Annotated in this window: 20 protein-coding genes; 7 read left to right on the top strand and 13 right to left on the bottom strand. The window is 63.0% G+C overall.

What is annotated here, in order from left to right; all coding sequences use genetic code 11:
• Positions 1 to 26 precede the first annotated feature (26 nt).
• The 13 genes from mutS to EPK82_RS17560 all read right to left on the bottom strand — a co-directional run bounded on the left by mutS (position 27) and on the right by EPK82_RS17560 (position 10,411).
• Entirely contained in the window at positions 27 to 2,606 is a 2,580-nt protein-coding gene (gene mutS, locus EPK82_RS17500) for a DNA mismatch repair protein MutS (protein ID WP_394346204.1), read from the bottom strand.
• Positions 2,607 to 2,656: 50 nt separating this feature from the next.
• Complete coding sequence (locus EPK82_RS17505; RefSeq protein WP_134677481.1) at positions 2,657 to 3,898, bottom strand: site-specific integrase; 1,242 nt, start codon at positions 3,896 to 3,898, stop codon at positions 2,657 to 2,659.
• The gene (locus EPK82_RS17510) at positions 3,865 to 4,062 is read right to left on the bottom strand and encodes an excisionase (RefSeq protein ID WP_134677482.1); all 198 of its coding nucleotides are present in this window, start codon (positions 4,060 to 4,062) and stop codon (positions 3,865 to 3,867) included. The genes EPK82_RS17505 and EPK82_RS17510 overlap by 34 nt, the downstream gene beginning before the upstream one ends.
• Entirely contained in the window at positions 4,059 to 5,066 is a 1,008-nt protein-coding gene (locus EPK82_RS17515) for a hypothetical protein (RefSeq protein ID WP_134677483.1), read from the bottom strand. The genes EPK82_RS17510 and EPK82_RS17515 overlap by 4 nt, the downstream gene beginning before the upstream one ends.
• Positions 5,063 to 5,971 (bottom strand): hypothetical protein, encoded by a 909-nt coding sequence (locus tag EPK82_RS17520; RefSeq protein WP_134677484.1) that lies wholly within the window; start codon positions 5,969 to 5,971, stop codon positions 5,063 to 5,065. Before EPK82_RS17520 ends, EPK82_RS17515 begins: the two co-directional genes overlap by 4 nt.
• The gene (locus tag EPK82_RS17525) at positions 5,968 to 6,513 is read right to left on the bottom strand and encodes a phosphohydrolase (protein ID WP_134677485.1); all 546 of its coding nucleotides are present in this window, start codon (positions 6,511 to 6,513) and stop codon (positions 5,968 to 5,970) included. Before EPK82_RS17525 ends, EPK82_RS17520 begins: the two co-directional genes overlap by 4 nt.
• A complete protein-coding gene (locus EPK82_RS17530) occupies positions 6,510 to 7,196 on the bottom strand; it encodes a hypothetical protein (protein ID WP_134677486.1) in 687 nt (228 codons plus the stop codon). Before EPK82_RS17530 ends, EPK82_RS17525 begins: the two co-directional genes overlap by 4 nt.
• A 74-nt stretch (positions 7,197 to 7,270) precedes the next feature.
• Positions 7,271 to 7,552: a hypothetical protein gene (locus EPK82_RS17535; RefSeq protein WP_134677487.1), complete on the bottom strand. Its 282-nt coding sequence runs from the start codon at positions 7,550 to 7,552 to the stop codon at positions 7,271 to 7,273.
• A gap of 1 nt (position 7,553) precedes the next feature.
• Positions 7,554 to 7,877 (bottom strand): pyocin activator PrtN family protein, encoded by a 324-nt coding sequence (locus EPK82_RS17540; RefSeq protein WP_134677488.1) that lies wholly within the window; start codon positions 7,875 to 7,877, stop codon positions 7,554 to 7,556.
• Positions 7,874 to 8,347 carry a hypothetical protein gene (locus tag EPK82_RS17545; RefSeq protein WP_134677489.1) on the bottom strand — a complete coding sequence of 158 codons (474 nt, stop codon included), beginning with the start codon at positions 8,345 to 8,347 and terminating at the stop codon, positions 7,874 to 7,876. The genes EPK82_RS17540 and EPK82_RS17545 overlap by 4 nt, the downstream gene beginning before the upstream one ends.
• Positions 8,348 to 8,503: 156 nt before the next feature.
• Positions 8,504 to 8,794 carry a phage antirepressor KilAC domain-containing protein gene (locus tag EPK82_RS17550; RefSeq protein ID WP_134677490.1) on the bottom strand — a complete coding sequence of 97 codons (291 nt, stop codon included), beginning with the start codon at positions 8,792 to 8,794 and terminating at the stop codon, positions 8,504 to 8,506.
• An 8-nt stretch (positions 8,795 to 8,802) separates the two neighbouring features.
• On the bottom strand, positions 8,803 to 9,405 hold the full coding sequence (locus EPK82_RS17555) for a hypothetical protein (RefSeq protein WP_134677491.1): 603 nt from the start codon (positions 9,403 to 9,405) through the stop codon (positions 8,803 to 8,805).
• 241 nt (positions 9,406 to 9,646) lie between these two features.
• Positions 9,647 to 10,411 carry a LexA family transcriptional regulator gene (locus EPK82_RS17560; protein ID WP_134677492.1) on the bottom strand — a complete coding sequence of 255 codons (765 nt, stop codon included), beginning with the start codon at positions 10,409 to 10,411 and terminating at the stop codon, positions 9,647 to 9,649.
• An 82-nt stretch (positions 10,412 to 10,493) separates the two neighbouring features.
• Between EPK82_RS17560 and EPK82_RS17565 the strand changes: the two genes are divergently transcribed.
• From EPK82_RS17565 to EPK82_RS17595, 7 genes are all read left to right on the top strand, one after another.
• Positions 10,494 to 10,730, top strand: coding sequence for a transcriptional regulator (locus EPK82_RS17565; RefSeq protein ID WP_208651151.1), 237 nt, complete (start codon positions 10,494 to 10,496; stop codon positions 10,728 to 10,730).
• 405 nt (positions 10,731 to 11,135) lie between these two features.
• Entirely contained in the window at positions 11,136 to 11,657 is a 522-nt protein-coding gene (locus tag EPK82_RS17570) for a phage regulatory CII family protein (RefSeq protein WP_134677493.1), read from the top strand.
• The gene (locus EPK82_RS17575) at positions 11,650 to 11,868 is read left to right on the top strand and encodes a TraR/DksA C4-type zinc finger protein (RefSeq protein ID WP_134677494.1); all 219 of its coding nucleotides are present in this window, start codon (positions 11,650 to 11,652) and stop codon (positions 11,866 to 11,868) included. Before EPK82_RS17570 ends, EPK82_RS17575 begins: the two co-directional genes overlap by 8 nt.
• Positions 11,865 to 12,155, top strand: coding sequence for a hypothetical protein (locus EPK82_RS17580; RefSeq protein WP_134677495.1), 291 nt, complete (start codon positions 11,865 to 11,867; stop codon positions 12,153 to 12,155). The genes EPK82_RS17575 and EPK82_RS17580 overlap by 4 nt, the downstream gene beginning before the upstream one ends.
• Complete coding sequence (locus EPK82_RS17585) at positions 12,152 to 14,392, top strand: VapE domain-containing protein (protein WP_134677496.1); 2,241 nt, start codon at positions 12,152 to 12,154, stop codon at positions 14,390 to 14,392. Before EPK82_RS17580 ends, EPK82_RS17585 begins: the two co-directional genes overlap by 4 nt.
• On the top strand, positions 14,389 to 14,754 hold the full coding sequence (locus EPK82_RS17590) for a PA0613 family protein (RefSeq protein ID WP_134677497.1): 366 nt from the start codon (positions 14,389 to 14,391) through the stop codon (positions 14,752 to 14,754). Before EPK82_RS17585 ends, EPK82_RS17590 begins: the two co-directional genes overlap by 4 nt.
• 690 nt (positions 14,755 to 15,444) lie before the next feature.
• Positions 15,445 to 15,618 (top strand): Com family DNA-binding transcriptional regulator, encoded by a 174-nt coding sequence (locus tag EPK82_RS17595; protein ID WP_134677498.1) that lies wholly within the window; start codon positions 15,445 to 15,447, stop codon positions 15,616 to 15,618.
• Positions 15,619 to 15,620: the final 2 nt, after the last annotated feature.

Here is a 15,620-nt window from a genome sequence, read left to right on the forward strand (position 1 = left end):
ATTCTAGCAGTTTGTTGTATTGAGCGTTAGATCTGCGTCTTCCATGTATATAACAGTTCCAACGCTTTACGCGGAGTCAGATCATCCGGATTGATCGTATGCAATTGCTCCAGCAGCGGGTGCGGCGTGCTGGCGAACAGGTCGCTCTGCATCGGTGCTTGCGGCTGTCCGGGCTCTTGCCGAGGTCGATCGTGCGGCAGGCTGGTGGCTTCCAGACGCGCCAGGTGCTCACGGGCGCGGCTGATCACGCTGCCGGGCACGCCCGCCAGCTGTGCCACGGCCAGGCCGTAGCTCTGGCTCGCAGGCCCCGCCTGGACGTGGTGGAGGAAGACGATGCGCTCATTGTGCTCGGTGGCCGAGAGGTGCACGTTGGCCACCACCGGCTCGCTTTCCGGAAGCACGGTCAGCTCGAAGTAGTGGGTGGCGAACAGGGTGAAGGCGCGCAGGCGGGCCAGGTGTTCGGCCGCCGACCAGGCCAGCGACAGGCCGTCGAAGGTGCTGGTACCACGGCCAACCTCGTCCATCAGCACCAGGCTGCGTTCGCTGGCGTTATGCAGGATGTTGGCGGTTTCGCTCATTTCCACCATGAAGGTCGAGCGCCCACCGGCGAGGTCGTCACTGGAGCCGATGCGGGTGAAGATACGGTCGACCAGTGACAGTTCGCAGGCGGCGGCAGGGACGAAGCTGCCGATGTGCGCCAGCAGCACGATCAGCGCGGTCTGGCGCATGTAGGTGGATTTACCGCCCATGTTCGGGCCGGTGATGATCAGCATGCGGCGGTTGTCGTCGAGGTCGAGGTCGTTGGCCACGAAGGGCGTGGTCAGCACCTGCTCGACCACCGGGTGGCGACCCTGGTCGATGCGCATGCAGGGTTCTTCGACGAAGCGCGGGCGGTTCAGGTCGAGATTCAGCGCGCGTTCGCCCAGGTTGCTCAGCACGTCCAGTTCGGCCAGCGCCGCGGCACTGTCCTGCAGCGGCGCCAGGTGACCGATCAGGCGCTCCAGCAGTTCGTCATAGAGCATCTTCTCGCGGGCCAGGGCACGGCTCTTGGCCGACAGGGCCTTGTCCTCGAATTCCTTCAGCTCCGGGGTGATGAAGCGCTCGGCGCCCTTGAGCGTCTGCCGGCGAATGTAATCGGCGGGAGCCGATTCCGCCTGCTTGGTCGGCAGTTCGATGAAGTAGCCGTGCACGCGGTTGTAGCCAACCTTGAGGTTGGCCAGGCCGGTGCGGGCCTTCTCGCGCGCTTCCAGGTCCATGAGAAACTGGCCGGCGTTCTCGCTCATCGCCTGCAGTTCGTCCAGTTCAGTGTCGTAGCCGGTCTTCAGCACGCCACCATCACGGATGACCGCCGGCGGGTTGTCGATGATGGCGCGGGCCAGCAGGTCGGCCAGCTCGGGGTAGGTGGCGATGCTGCTTGCCAGTTGCTGCAGGTGCGGCGTGTCCAGCGGAGTCATCGCCTGCTGCAGCTCGGGCAGTGCGGCGAGAGCGTCACGCAGGCGGGCGAGGTCGCGTGGTCGGGCGTTGCGCAGGCCGATACGGGCCAGGATCCGCTCCAGGTCGCCGATCTCCTTGAGCTGCGGTTGCAGCGTCTCGAAACGGTAGCCGTCGAGCAGGCAGGCGATGGCGTTCTGACGCGCTTCGAGCACGGCACGATCACGCAGCGGACGGTTCAGCCAGCGCCCCAGCAGGCGGCTGGCCATGGCGGTCTGGCAGCGATCCATCACCGATTGCAGGGTGTTGTCGCGCCCGCCGGAGAGGTTGATGTCCAGCTCCAGGTTGCGGCGGCTGGCGCCGTCGAGGATCACCGTGTCGTCCAGGCGTTCGTGCCGCAGGCTGCGCAGGTGGGGCAGGGCGGTGCGCTGGGTTTCCTTGGCGTAGCCCAGCAGGCAGCCGGCGGCGCCGATGGCCAGTGTCAGGTTTTCGCAGCCGAAGCCTTTCAGGTCCTGGGTGCCGAACTGCTGGCACAGGCTCTTGAAGGCACTGTCGCGATCGAAGTCCCAGGGCGCGCGACGTCGAGAGCCCTTGCGTTTTTCGGCCGGGAGGCCCTGTGGCCAGTCATCGGGGATCAGCAACTCAGCGGGGTTCAGACGCTCCAGTTCGGCCAGCAGGTTTTCCCAGCCCCTGATTTCCTGAACGCTGAAGCGGCCGCTGGTGATGTCCAGCACGGCCAGGCCGAACAGGCGCTCGTCACCCAGCACGGCAGCCAGCAGGTTGTCGCGGTGTTCGTCGAGCAGGGCCTCGTCGCTGATGGTGCCGGGAGTGATGATGCGCACCACCTGGCGCTCGACCGGGCCCTTGCTGGTGGCCGGATCGCCGACCTGTTCGCAGATCACCACCGACTCGCCAAGCTTGACCAGCTTGGCCAGGTAGCCTTCGACCGAGTGGAAGGGGATGCCGCACATGGGAATCGACTGACCGGCCGACTGGCCGCGCGCGGTCAGGGTGATGTCCAGCAGCTTGGCGGCCTTCTTCGCATCCTCGTAGAAGATCTCGTAGAAGTCGCCCATGCGATAGAACATCAGCTGATCCGGGTGCTGGTTCTTCAGCTTCCAATATTGCTGCATCATCGGGGTGTGCTGGGATAAATCAGAAATTGCTTTATTCATCAGTAACTTAGAGCTAGGCGCAAATTTTTGTGGGGCAGGATTGGGGCAAGTCAGTTGGTGCTTTGCATGCCTGACCAGATGTGTTGCAGCTCGTTCGGGGACTCGTCGTCCATCCATTTGGCATACACCTGAACCAGCATGGTGAAGTCCTTGTGACCCATCTGCTTGGCGATGAACGCGAGGTTACCACGGGCGACCAGGCACCAGCAGGCGTAGGTGTGCCGAGTTTGGTAGGGCCGGCGCGGGCGGATCTTCGCGCGGCGCTGGATGTTGGCCCACTTACTATTCCACGACGACGGGATGAACCAGGGGTTTACGTGTTTCCTGCGCGCCTGGATGGTTGGCGAGATCAGCGGGGTGACGGTTTCCTGCTGGGCTTCATGGCGGTTCAGTTGCACGTCGATGGTCTGCGGGGCGATGCCGTGTTCAATGGCAAGCAGCTCGCGGCAGGCTTCGAGGGCCGGCGGGAAAAGCAGCACGGTGCGGCGCTTGCCGGTCTTCGGCAGCTTGAAGGTGCCCTGGCTGGTGATGGCGCGGTTCACGTGGATCTGCCCTTTTGCCAGGTCGATGTCCTCCCTGGCCAGCGCGCCGAGTTCGCCAGGTCGCAGGCCGGTGTAAACGGCCAGTGTCACGGCGGCCCGGTCCATTGGGTGCAGGCACCCTTTGTTCAGCAGCTCGGCCAGTTCGGCCTTGGTGAGTGGGTCCGGGTCGCGGTCGGTCATCTCGAAGCGGGTGCAGGCATTTGCCAGGCCCGGCCTGCAGTAGCCGTTTGCCTCGCACCAGCTCAGGAGACCGGCGAGAACAGCCAGGTAGTGGTTTACCGTGGAGGTGGTGCGGGTGGTGATCAGCGTAACTCGCAGGTTCTGGATATCTTCGGGCAGCAGCACGCTCGCCAGCCGATCCTTACCCAGCAGCTCAACGCAGATGTCGAGAGCCAGGCCATACCGGCGCTCGGTTTCCTCGGTGATATCGACGGCCTTGAGTGGCTTGTAGCGGGCGAGCAGTACGCTTAGGCGCTCGTCGCGGGTGTTGCTGAAGTTGCCGGCCCGGCGTGATTCGGGGAAGTGCTGGGCATAGTCGAAGGTGCCGGTCTTGATGGCATGAAGCACCGCCGCCCGGAGCTGGGCGGCATGCTTGATGTTGGCTTTGGTGACCGGCAGGCCGAGGGTTTCGCGGCAGCGGCGGCGCTTCCACATGAATACGATGCGGATGCTGTTGCCATGGATCTCGACCCCGGTGTGTTTCGCCAGCTCGGTCTCTAGGCCGCTTCCTGGGGGGACTGCTCGACCCACTTATCTACCTCCTCGATGTTGATGAAGATCCGTCCGTCACGCGCCTTGCGCCACATGCGGCCTTGCGACCACATGCCGCCCTTAACCTTGTGCTCAATGGCGTTGGTGCTGTAGCCGAACATCTCGGCAGCTTTGGGGATGAGGACCCAGCGCGGTGTGCTCATGCTGCACCTCGCTGGACATAGTGGCAGAGGGCCGGCAAGCTCATTGGCATCATCACCGCCAGGAGGTTGGCATGTTCAATAGGGAGTTCCATGTACGGATCACGCTCGCCGGCCTTGTTCGATTCTTGATTAGCCCTTACGCCCTTGTTCCGGCCGTCATACTTGGTTTGCTTGTGCCGTGGGGGAGTGAGCATGCACCTGCTTGGGTTCAGGCAATTGGTTCCGTCATTGGCATCCTCATTGCCATCGGCATACCGGCCTGGCAGCGGAAGCAAGACGCGAGGCAGAGTCATATTGAGCAGATGAGGGCGGAGCACCAAAACGCTCTTATGGGGCTCAGGGCATGCATTGAGGTTGATCAGTTTCTTAATGAGCTGAGGACTCGGAGCAGCGGAAATCGATTTGGATGGCATGACAAAGAGCACTTCAGGGCATGGATCACTGGACTGCAGCAGCGCCTTGCCGCCCTCATTGACTCTGAGCAGAACGCTGAATGGTGGAGCCTCTTTCTGGATGCAAAGAAATTGTTGCTCGACATCGACTCTGCTTTGCGGATGTATGAGATCGATGACCAGATGATCCATGTTCTCGCGAAGACCAATATCGAAGCGTGGGACAAGAGAGTTGCCCCTGCTCGCCAATTCCTTATAGATGTTGAAGAAGAGCATCGAGATATTCTGCTCAGCAATTATTGGAAGGGAGCCAAAGAGACTGCTGGCTAGCCCATACCCCTCGACAAGCTGCGCGTGCGGGCGGTTTTGAGAGCGGAGCGATGGGCTCAACTCGCGGGCGCGGCGCACGCCTGGCGTGGGGTGTGCAGCTGCTGCACGGCTGGCGGGCAGGGTATTGGATGACGTCGCGCCTTCGGCGCGGCGGTCTATAACGCCCCCGCGCGAGCTCTGCAGGCGGCCGGCCGGCGCCGTGCATAGCAGGTTCAGCGGGTGGCGGCCGCCGCCGTGCTGTCGCACGGCAGTGGCTACGGTGGCGGCGGGGGCTTGGGTCATGACCGTGCCTCCTTCTCTTCTTGAGAGCGAGCCAGGTGGCGCAGGTCGTTGCGCACGGCGTCAACCTCGGCCGACTTCTCTGCCCATGCGCCCAGGTCCACATTGTCCTCGATATGGCCTTCGAGCAGGTCGTTGAGGTACTGCGGCGACAGTGCGTCCAGCTCCCAGCTACTCGTGCCGTACTGGCGACGGTACGCGGCGAAGCGCGAATCCGTGGACTTGGCCGGGTTCTCTGGCGGCTTAATCTCGTCGATCTGGTCCATAGTCAGGGCGATGCGGTCTAGGTCGCTATCGTCCATCTCGTGGCGAGTGAACAGCGACAGCCGCTCGATCAGGTCGCGCGTCATGTCGATGCCGCTCGGGTCGTGGTCGCCCAGGTGCAGCACGCGCACCCGCTGGCCGACGTACAACGCCGGCAATAGGTGTTCCTCGGCGAACCCACGCAGGACAGATCCGCTCGGGTAGCCGCGCGCGGCCAGAATGGGCACGTCCCATTTACGGCAGGTGCCGGTCAAGACGCCGATCAGGGCTTCCTTCTCGATCACTACGAACACGCGAGTCTCCTGATTCGCCCACATGTCCTGGCCGTAGCTTTGGGCCGCGCTACGCAGGATGGAGCTGCCGGCGTCCCAATGCGGGTTGGTCAGAAATTCGCGGGTGCGGTCCTCGATGGCGTCCCAGTCCATATGCCCGGCCAACTTGGCGTCGTTGATCAGGTTGGCCGTGCGCTTGTACGACTGCAGGGTGTTCTCGATCACGTCACGGGCTACCAGCTGGTAGTACAGCTGGCGGACCGTGAGGACGTAGCCCTGGCGTTGGTAGTCTTCGATCAGGTCGTTCATGTAGTCGATCAACTGGCTGTTGTGCTTGCTGAAAGACTTGGCGATGTACTGTTCGCAGCTCATGCTGCAGCCCTCGCGCGATTGGTGGTGGCCAGTAGTTCCATCAGGCGATTGAAGTAGGCCAGGCAGGCGTCGGCCTGGCTGGTTGGCTTGATGCGGAACTGCGCGGGGCTGGTGCCGGTGAGGCATGGCCAGGCGTCGGGGTGGTCGGCCATCAGGTCGCGCTTTTCGGTGGCCAGGGCGATCAGGTCGGCGTCATGGATGCAGGGCGGCAGCACTGGGTCGATGTCGAACCGGTGGCAGATGGCGTGCCATACGCGCATTTCAATCTGGCGGTACTCGGGCAGGGCCTGTTTCAGTGGGCTGACCAGATCGCCCACGTAGGCCTCGGTTGCATCGTGCAGCAGGGCTTCCAGCTGGTACTGGGCCGGCACCAGGTCGGCGACAACAAGACAGTGCTGGGCGACGCTGTAGAAGGCTTTCACGTGGCCATTGAAGCGGCACTGCATGCTGAGCGACCACGCGATATCGGCCGGGTCGACCATGTGGGCGGACGGTTCGAGCAGATCGAAGCGCTTGGCGCTGCGAGTGATGATGAAGGTCATGCTGCGTCCTCCATGTTTGCGGTGTCGAAGTCTTCGCGAGCTGCCTGGTCCATTGCCCGGCGCACGATCTCGCGCAGGCTGTTGGTGACCGGATTCAGTCCTTCGGGGTTGCAATCGAAGTACAGATGGGCCGTCTGGAGGTCGAAACTGAAGCCGGCGTCCATCTCCAGCCAGTCGATCAGCTCGCTGTCTGGGTGGGGCTGGGTGTTGGCCTGGGCCTTCTTGATACGCTCGGCCATGTCCAGCACCTGGGCTTGGAGGTGGCGGCTAAAACGGGCGTGGTCGTGGGCGTTGAGGCCGGCAAAGGTGTCGGCTGCCAGCTCCAGCTTGGCGACTACAGCGATCAGCACGGCGTGGTCTTCATCGCTCAACGGCGAGGCTGCGGCCAGGCGGTTGAGTAGGCCGCGTTCGACCTTGGCGTGGTCTTCGGCCTCGGCCTTGACGTTGTTGCGCAGGGTCATCGCCTCGCGGGTGCGGGCGTCGAGCTGGGCCTGCAGGTCCTCATTGGCGACGTTCTTGGCTTGCAGCAGCTTTTCCCAGGTAGCGGTTGCGCTGTCGGCGCCCTGCTTCTTGCCTGCGTCGCGGCCTGTGCGCAAGCCGATGCTGTAGAAGATGAAGCAGGCCAGCGCGCTGGTGGTGAGCATGACAAGCAGAGCGCACTGTTGAGCTGTGGTGAGTTCCATGGTGGTCTTCCTCGTGTTTGCCGATCGCTGGTGGTGGCAGCGGGTGCGGCTGTCAGGTGGTTTTGGTGTTGCGATTAACGAATGTCACAACCGAGTTCGCGTGGGCCGGCAAGCCTGGCCACGAACCAGCAGCTGGATGGCGCCAGAAACAGGCCGAGGTTGCTCTTTACCCATTCAACGGCGTCAGCTCCGGTGCGGGCGCGCACGTAGGTCGTGTGTTGGTAAGTCAGCTTCTTGTGGTTGCCCTTCTTGATGTCGACGGCGAACTTCTTCCATTCCTTGTCTGCCCAGTACTCGGCAGCCAGGTCGGCGTCGGTGCGGAACAGCGCTCGTTGGGTGGGGGCTTGAGTCTCCATGTCATTCCTCCTGCTCTGGCGGGCAGATCTTCTCGGCCAGCTCGGCGTCGGCGGCGTCGGCTTGGGTGTCGATGAGTACGGCCAGGTGGCGGATGTCGACGAACTTGGTGCCCTTGGCGCTGGCGTCGAGCTTGGTGACGGGTAGCGGCACGCGCAGCTCGCGCAGGGCGCGGGTGAAGTTGTCGTCGTTGAGCTTGGCGAAGTACTGCGCGCGCAGCCGCTCGACGGGCACCAGCAGGTCACCGAACACCCGGAATAGCAGCTCAACGGTCTGCGCTCGAGGGGCGGCAGGAAGGCGCAGCTCGCGCTGGGTGGCCTGGCTCATGCCGCGTGCGCCTCGTCGTCAGCAAGCTGGTCCGCCAGGCGCTTGAGGCTGACCCGGCCGGCGATGCGTGGCGGGGCTGGTTTGGTTTGTGGCTGGAGCGTCTTGCGCAGCTCTGCATTGATGCCAGCCAGGGTGGCGCGGGCAGTGGAGCCGAACGCGACGAAGCGCGGTAGTGGGGCGGAGCTGTCTACTGGCTCGATAACGGCGCCCAGCTCGATGCCGTCCAGCTCGGCGCCGAGTCGCAACATGGCGCGGGCGCGGTATTGGCAGCCAAGGTCGGCGGCCAGGTGCTCCAGCGCAGCAGCCAGCTGCAGATGCTCGCGCTGCAGGGTGCTGCCTTCGGTGGTGAGGGAGAGGCCGGCAGCTGTGGCGGCCAGAGTGAGGTTGGCCAGGATCTTGTCCTGGGTGAAGCGCTCGGCTGGGAGCTTGAGCAGCTCGATCAGCAGAGACTCAATCAGTCGGGTGTCCATCAGTCTTTCCTCTGTGGATGGTTCCAGGCGATTTCGACGTGGGTGCGCACGAGGTTGCGTAGGTGCTCCGGGACCTCGGCCAGTGCGGTGCGGCGTTCGTCTTTGCTCTTGAGCGCGACTATGGCTGCTGCGTACTGGCGGGGCCGGAGCGGGGGTTCAGGCGACATCGCGCGGGTCTGCCTGCGGTTCTGGCATCGGGCGCTCGATGCCGAGCTTGTCGGCCAGCCACGGGATGCCGGCATCGGTGACGCGGGTGGTACGCGGGTACTGCACGCCGTACACCGGGTGGTCGTAGCGGTATTCACGCGTGACCAGATAGAGCTTGGTCAGCTCGGGATTGGCCGGCCGGTTGAACTTGTCCAGCAGGCCTTTCTCGCGCATGCGCTTCATCATGTCGCGGTGCTTGAGGCCCAGGCGCTCGGCGGTGTCTTTGAGTGAATGGCTCATGTGACCTCCTACGCTGCGGCCGCGCGCTGGGGCGTGGCGACGATGTGAAGGTGCTCGATGCTGCTGAGCAGGCGCTTTAGGCACTCGTACTGATCGCCGCGCACGGTGAAGCACTTGGTGCGTGGTTTCGCGGTGCCAATGCTGGCGATGATCGTCACGCCCTCGACCGGGCGGGTACGGTGAACGGCGACGTTGATGGGCAGCGCAAGGCCGGTTTCGAGGCTGGCAAAGCCGCCGTGACGCACCATGTAGCGCAGCCGGTTGGTCTGGTCGGTGGAGAGCAGGGCGTCCGGCTCGGGCAGCAGGGGCACGCGAGTGACGCGGGGCGGGGCAGGCTCGCCGCCGTCCACACGGCCATTGGCAATGGCGTCGATGAAGTCGGCGACCTTCAGGTGCTTTTCGGGATCGTCGGTTTTCATGTCCATGCTGTGCACCGTTTCGCCCATCTCGATGCGCACGGCGGTCGCCGGGTTACCGCGCTCGATGCGGATGCGGAACGTCACCTGCTCGCGGCTGTAGGGCATGCGCGAAACGGTGTGGTTGAAGGTGCCGGTCATGTTGAGCTGGGCCAGCAGGCGCAGCAGGTTGTCTTCGGGCAGGGCGAAGTTCATGCGGCACGCCCCCCATCGTTCGGGTCGAAGGGGGCCGGCGCGTTGCGGGGCTTGGGTTTTACGCGGGAGAACCGGCAGCCGGTGGCCTGGGCGGCACGGCGCAGTTCAAAGATGCGCTCTGTCTTGCAGGACGGGAGCGCGTGAACAGATGCAGACATGTTTTACCTCGGCTCTGTGGTGGAGAGACGAGGTAATTAAACGGCGCGTTTATTATTGTGTCAACGCAATGTGTATTTTTTGTTTATCGAGCCAGGGTCGGCCCACGCCTGGTGCGGAGTACGGACCACCAGAAAACCCAGCCGAGGACAACGATGTGTTGATCGATGATCTGTTCCGGGGTGTAGGTCTCGTCAGGAAACTCGTCGCTGTTGTAGCTGCGGAGGCGAATGGCTCCACCCGGCATGCGGTGGAGAATCTTCACACGCAGCATGCCATCGTGCTCTAGCGCGTAAATCTCTCCATCAATGATGTTGGTGCTCGCCCGGTCCACGCCAATGGTTGCGCCGTGATTGATCAGAGGCGCCATGCTGTCACCGTTGACGCTCGCACAGAATGCACTGGAGGGATCTACTCCGGCCGCGCGCAGAGTGGCGTAGGAGAAGCGCAGCTTGCGTCCTTCAATAGCCCTCACTGCTGTGCGGCCGCTGCCGGCTGCAATCTCAACTTCCTTGTACAGGGGCACTTCTACCTCATCTGGTTCTAACGGGGTCTTGTCGTCCCAAGGGTGCAGTGGTTCGAGCGGGGTCACCTCATCAGGCCCGCCGTAATGGACCTGGTTCACGCCGATTTTCGCGGGCGCACTGGGCGCTTGGGCCATGCCATCAGCAAGCCAGCGTGGGTCTATTTTGAGGGCGTCTGCTACTTCGAATATTCGTGCCTTTGGCACTCCCCGCTTGAACCAATTGTTCACGTGTTGCGGGTCTACATTCATGCGCTTGGCAAAATCCGCATAGGACATGCCTTGGCTGTCGAGGTATTCGCGTAATCGCTGGCCGGATGTATTCATAAACACCAAGTTTACGGGGCTAGACAGAGTGTTGAAATAAACGTAATGTCTATTTTAGTCATTCACTCCATACGGATTGTTTATGCATCACGATGCCCCCATCGCCCGAGCCATCAAGGCTGTGGGCGGCGGCCGAAAGCTGGCGGCCTTGCTAAACGTCAGCCCGATGGCCATTTCGCAGTGGAAGAAGCGTGGCGTCCCGGTTGAGCGTGTACCTGCTGTGGTCCGCGCCTGCGATGGCGCTGTACAGGGCTATGAGCTGCGGCCTGATCTTCCCGAGCTGTTTCCCGTGCCGGCTGAAACACCAGTTGCCGCTTAGAAAAAAGGCGCCGTTTGGCGCCCTGTTTCCCGGCCCCCGTTGTAGCGGTGGCCGCCAGAGCCCTGGGGCTCTGTGTTGCCTGCCTCTCCACCACAGATTAACAGGCTAGCTGTGACCACCTGACTAAGGGGAGCCACGGCGTGACTATAGCAACACGTCATGCCCTGGTCACTGGCAGTTTGCTCCGGCTGCTGCCACCTCCCTGGCGCGTGCCACCACCACGCGCCGCACCTGGGCCGGGATGCCTGGGGTTGCCCGTTCGCTGCCACCACCAGCGTGCGGGCTGTTGAGGGCAGGGTCTGTGCGGAGCACGGGCCTTGCCTGGGGTGCGGTCGGTTCGCCGGCTGCATGCGACCACCTGACTATGGGAGCCCGTGCCTTCGGGCGTGGCTCCGGGAGTTGTCCATGTCTTTCCGACCACGCATGAACAGTGTCGAGCGCGCCCAGCGTTCGATCCTGACGCTACAACAGGCGCTGTACCACGCGGCGCACGATTACCCGGGCGGTGCCACAGCCATTGCCGCAGTCGACGGGGTGATCAGCCCCTCGACCCTCAATCACAAGCTGAGCCGCACCGGCGCCAACCCGAAACACCGGGTGAACGTCGATGAGCTGCAGCTGATTCTCGACCTGACCCGCGACCCTCGCATTGTTGATGCACTGCTGCAGCCGATTGGCTGGGTGGGCGTTGATGTGTCTGAGCTTCACGAAACTGACACGCCGCAATCGTTGCTGACGGGTATCACCGGGATGCTGCGTAGCGAGAACAACCTGAGCGAGCAGCTGGCGAAGGCGCTGGCCGATGACCATGTGGATGACGATGAGCTGGCCCAGTTCGAGATGCTGGCCGTGCGCATGCTGCAGGCGGTGTTCCGGTTGCGCGCTGCGGTGCGCCTCAAGCATGAGGAGGGTCAGGCGGATGGCTGATATCGCTGATATTGCGAATGACCGGATGCTGATCGAACTGGATCGCCAGCTGGCCGCCCGTGAGCTTGCCCGGCAATGCCCGGTCGCCGAAGCGTGCGAAGAGTGCGGCATCACGATCCCCTTCGAGCGCGTGCAGGCACTGGCCAAGCTGCCTTGTCTGCGTTGCGTTGACTGCCAGGCGTATCTGGAGAGCAAAGGGGGTGGGCGATGAGCCTGTATCCCGAACTGCAGCGCCTGGATGAAGAAAGAAACGCACTGAATGCCCGTATTAGCGAGGCGATGCACGCCCAGTTCGTGGGCAGGCGTGTGCGTGTCAATCACTACCACGGCAGCTTCACCGGGGTTGTTCGTCAGGTTGGTTGGCACGAGTTCTCGGTAGTAGTAGTGAACGATGTCACGGGCAAGGCTTCGCAGCGCTGGCCGCTGAACACGTCAAACGGCCGGCCTGATGTTGAGCTGGTTGATAGCCCGACAGAACCGGACGGGGGTGATGTATGACCGACCGTCACGAGCTACTCGACGACGTGCTGACCCAGCTGCAGGCCGGCGATCTGCGACCGGAAACCCCGCTGGTGATCGGCAAGCGCACCCGCTGTGAGGTGGAGGGCGACAAGGCGCCTGAGAAGACGGGCTGGTATGTGATCTATGAGCACACGGGCTCGAAGGGCGAGACCTTCTACTGCGGCGCTTTCGGTGATTGGCGCTCGGGCGAGAAGGGCAGCTGGCAGAAGATCAAGCCGAAGGGCGGCAAGATCTCGGCCGAGGATCGCGCCGTGATGAAGGCCCGCGCCGAGGAGGGGCAGCGCAAGGCCGCCGAGGCCGAGCAGAAGAAGCATCGCACGGCGGCGCGCCGGGCCGCTGGTATCTGGAAGTATCTGGAGGAAAAGGGGCACTGCGCGTACCTGGACGCCAAGCGCGTTGGCGGCTTTGGCCTGCGCTACAAGCGTAAGTCAGGCACAGCGCTGGTGCCCATGCGTAGCGTGAAGACGTGGGACATCGTTGGTCTACAGGTGCTGTTCCCGGCTGTGGTGCCGAAGCTGGGGCGGAACAAGACCTATTGGCCCTATGGCCTGGAGAAGGAGGGGGCGGTTCACCTGCTTGGCCCGGAGCCTGAGCCAGGCGACACCATTCTGGTTTGCGAGGGTTACGCGACGGGCGCAAGCCTGTACATGGCCACTTCGCTGACGGTGGCGGTGTGCTTCGACGCGGGCAACCTGTTGCCGGTGGCGCAGGGGCTGCGGGTGCGCTATCCGGGCCGGCCGCTGGTGTTCTGCGCTGACGATGACTGGAAGACGGTCATTCAGGGCAAGCCGGTGAACGTGGGCCGGATCAAGGCCGAGAACGCGGCGCATATCACGGGCGGCCGGGTTGTGCTGCCGGTGTTCGATAGCGAGCGCGAGGACAAGTGGACGGACTTCAACGATCTGCACTGCGCGGAGGGGCTTGAGGCGGTGAAGCGCCAGGTGGAGGCGGTTGTGCGGCCGGCCACTGACGCGCCCTGGCGGGACAAGCTGCAGTATGCGGAGAAGGGCGGAATGATTGCTCACCCGTACAACGTGGCGCTGATCCTGGGCAACGATGACCGCTGGGGCAAGGTGATTGCGTTCGATTCGTTCAGCTCGAAGATCCGCAAGTTGCGCACGCCGCCGTATGGGGGTAGCGCCGGGGACTGGAGCGACCTCGATGACATCAAGGTGATGAACTGGCTGGCCGAGACCTACGGCCTGCGGGTGAAGACTGCGCATGTGGTGGAGGCGGTGAACTCGGTGGCGCATGACAATGCGTTTCACCCGGTGCGCGAGTTCCTTGATGGGTTGGAGTGGGATGGCACGCCGAGGCTGGAGACCTGGCTGCAGCGGCACCTTGGTGTGGCTGATGGTGAGTATGCGCGCAAGGTGAGTAAGCGCTGGCCGTTGTCTGCAGTGGCTCGGGTGTTTCAGCCGGGCTGTAAGGCGGACTCGGTGTTGATCCTCGAGGGTGCCCAGGGCGCGGGTAAGTCGACCTCGATGTCGATCCTGGGCGGGCTGTGGTTCATGGATACGCCGTTCAACCTGGGCGACAAGGATGGCTATCAGGCGATCCGGGGGAAGTGGATCGTGGAGCTGGGCGAGCTGGATGCGTTCAACAAGGCAGAGTCGACGCGCGCCAAGCAGTTTTTCTCGGCCTCGGTGGATACGTACCGGGAGAGCTATGGGCGCCGGGTGCTGGATGTGCCGCGCCAGTGCGTGTTCGTGGGTACGACGAACCAAGATGAATACCTGAAAGACGATACGGGCAACCGGCGTTACTGGCCGGTTATGTGCACGAAGGTGGCACTGGACGGCCTGCGGGCCGAGCGCGATCAGATCTGGGCCGAGGCGGTAGCTTGCTATCGCGCCGGGCACCCTTGGTGGGTGGAGCGTGATGAGGCTGAGTTATTCGCAGTCGAGCAGGACCAGCGCTATCAGGCGGATATGTGGGAGGAACCCATCATTGCGTATCTGAGCCAGCCGACTGCCGGCGAGAGCGTGACGGGTGCGCAGATCCTTGAGAAGGCGTTGAACATCGACCCGAGCCATTGGGGCAAGCCGGAGCAGATGCGGGTGGGCAAGATCATGCACCGGCTCAAGTGGCCTCGGCGCCGGCAGAGCAAGCCGGACAGGCCAACGGGATCGCGTGGCTATGTGTACATGCGGCCGGATGATTGGAAGAAGGGCGCCAAGCCGACCCCGCCTCGTCAGGAGACCGCATTTTGATCCCTGAAATGGATGACATGTTGAAGCTGTGGGCGCTGGATATGCATGGCGGGCCGCCTGGTGGTGGATCGGGCGGCTCAGTGCTGGGGCAGTTGATGGACTGCAAGGGCGAGCTGATCCGTGGGTCACGGGGTGGGTCGCGCATGCTGTTGCCGTACAGCGCTGACATCGAGCTGATCGTGAACAAGCATCTGGACGCGCAGCTTGCCGTGGTGGTGCGTGAGCACTATCTGGTGCGTGATCCGCATCGGAGGGATAGCCAGAAGTATGCGGCTTGCCGGTGTGGCCGGACGCAGTTTTATGAGCGCCTGCATGCCGCGCACGTGGCAATTGCGGGTATGCTGCTGCAGCGCGCCGCATGATTGGTCGCACCGCCCCTGCTTGTCCCGCCCGCATTTTTGCTGGCGGGACTTCTACAGCCCGCGCCGGTGCAGGGTTTGTCCCGCCGTCCTACCTTTCTCACATGCCCGCACATGGGGTGCGCAGGCAGGAGCACGCGCGCGCGTTACGCGCAGCGTTAATTAATCTCTCTCTATACACGAGAAGATTAAAAATAAGTGGGACGGTGGGCAGCGCCTTGTTTTTGCTGGGGGTTTTGCGTCCTGCCTGTTGGTGCGGTAGTGAGTCCGGTAGGTCGTTGGCCTGCGGCGCTGTAGCCAGTTTCGGTATATGTCCGTTTTTTTCCGGTGCGTTGCCGCTGATTGCAGGGGTGGCAGGGCGTCCCGCTTGTTGCCACCGGATTGGAGGGGTATAAATTAGTCATCTTCGAAGAAGTGCGCTTAGGCGGCTTCTCAGCAAACCCGGCCACCGCGCCGGGTTTTTTGTTTATGGCGCCCCGGTGGTCGTGGCGCCTGGTGCAGGGATGCACCTACCCAAAAGAAAGCCCCGCTTGAGCGGGGCTTTTTCGTTTGTTCCAAAGAGAGGGCGACCTGGGCCGGTGCGGACACACCGAGTCAGGCCGCCGACCAGCAGAGTGCACCTGCAAGCCAGCCAAGGCCCCCTCACTCTCGCGAGAGCGGGGCGAGCCTAGCAGATACCTGAAGGCTTTGCAGATGTTGAAAGAATGCCGTTGTGGCAAATGCAACCGACTCTTGGCCCGCGTGGGCCAATTTACCGAACTCCAGATCAAATGCACCCGTTGCGGCGCATTGAATCATGTGAGGGCTTTGAGCCCCGAGCCATCGCCTCTGAGCGAAGTAGATAAATCAATTTCGCAAGAGGATTAGAA

The organism is Ectopseudomonas khazarica, from assembly GCF_004521985.1.
In the GTDB taxonomy this organism is placed as follows: domain Bacteria; phylum Pseudomonadota; class Gammaproteobacteria; order Pseudomonadales; family Pseudomonadaceae; genus Aquipseudomonas; species Aquipseudomonas khazarica.

Bases quoted from the DNA above. Each gene is read 5' to 3' on its own strand.
- mutS (WP_394346204.1), bottom strand. From the start codon at position 2,606: ATGAATAAAGCAATTTCTGATTTATCCCAGCACACCCCGATGATGCAG.
- EPK82_RS17510 (WP_134677482.1), bottom strand. From the start codon at position 4,062: ATGAGCACACCGCGCTGGGTCCTCATCCCCAAAGCTGCCGAGATGTTC.
- EPK82_RS17515 (WP_134677483.1), bottom strand. From the start codon at position 5,066: ATGACCCAAGCCCCCGCCGCCACCGTAGCCACTGCCGTGCGACAGCAC.
- EPK82_RS17520 (WP_134677484.1), bottom strand. From the start codon at position 5,971: ATGAGCTGCGAACAGTACATCGCCAAGTCTTTCAGCAAGCACAACAGC.
- EPK82_RS17525 (WP_134677485.1), bottom strand. From the start codon at position 6,513: ATGACCTTCATCATCACTCGCAGCGCCAAGCGCTTCGATCTGCTCGAA.
- EPK82_RS17530 (WP_134677486.1), bottom strand. From the start codon at position 7,196: ATGGAACTCACCACAGCTCAACAGTGCGCTCTGCTTGTCATGCTCACC.
- EPK82_RS17535 (WP_134677487.1), bottom strand. From the start codon at position 7,552: ATGGAGACTCAAGCCCCCACCCAACGAGCGCTGTTCCGCACCGACGCC.
- EPK82_RS17540 (WP_134677488.1), bottom strand. From the start codon at position 7,877: ATGAGCCAGGCCACCCAGCGCGAGCTGCGCCTTCCTGCCGCCCCTCGA.
- EPK82_RS17545 (WP_134677489.1), bottom strand. From the start codon at position 8,347: ATGGACACCCGACTGATTGAGTCTCTGCTGATCGAGCTGCTCAAGCTC.
- EPK82_RS17550 (WP_134677490.1), bottom strand. From the start codon at position 8,794: ATGAGCCATTCACTCAAAGACACCGCCGAGCGCCTGGGCCTCAAGCAC.
- EPK82_RS17555 (WP_134677491.1), bottom strand. From the start codon at position 9,405: ATGAACTTCGCCCTGCCCGAAGACAACCTGCTGCGCCTGCTGGCCCAG.
- EPK82_RS17560 (WP_134677492.1), bottom strand. From the start codon at position 10,411: ATGAATACATCCGGCCAGCGATTACGCGAATACCTCGACAGCCAAGGC.
- EPK82_RS17565 (WP_208651151.1), top strand. From the start codon at position 10,494: ATGCATCACGATGCCCCCATCGCCCGAGCCATCAAGGCTGTGGGCGGC.
- EPK82_RS17570 (WP_134677493.1), top strand. From the start codon at position 11,136: ATGTCTTTCCGACCACGCATGAACAGTGTCGAGCGCGCCCAGCGTTCG.
- EPK82_RS17575 (WP_134677494.1), top strand. From the start codon at position 11,650: ATGGCTGATATCGCTGATATTGCGAATGACCGGATGCTGATCGAACTG.
- EPK82_RS17580 (WP_134677495.1), top strand. From the start codon at position 11,865: ATGAGCCTGTATCCCGAACTGCAGCGCCTGGATGAAGAAAGAAACGCA.
- EPK82_RS17585 (WP_134677496.1), top strand. From the start codon at position 12,152: ATGACCGACCGTCACGAGCTACTCGACGACGTGCTGACCCAGCTGCAG.
- EPK82_RS17595 (WP_134677498.1), top strand. From the start codon at position 15,445: ATGTTGAAAGAATGCCGTTGTGGCAAATGCAACCGACTCTTGGCCCGC.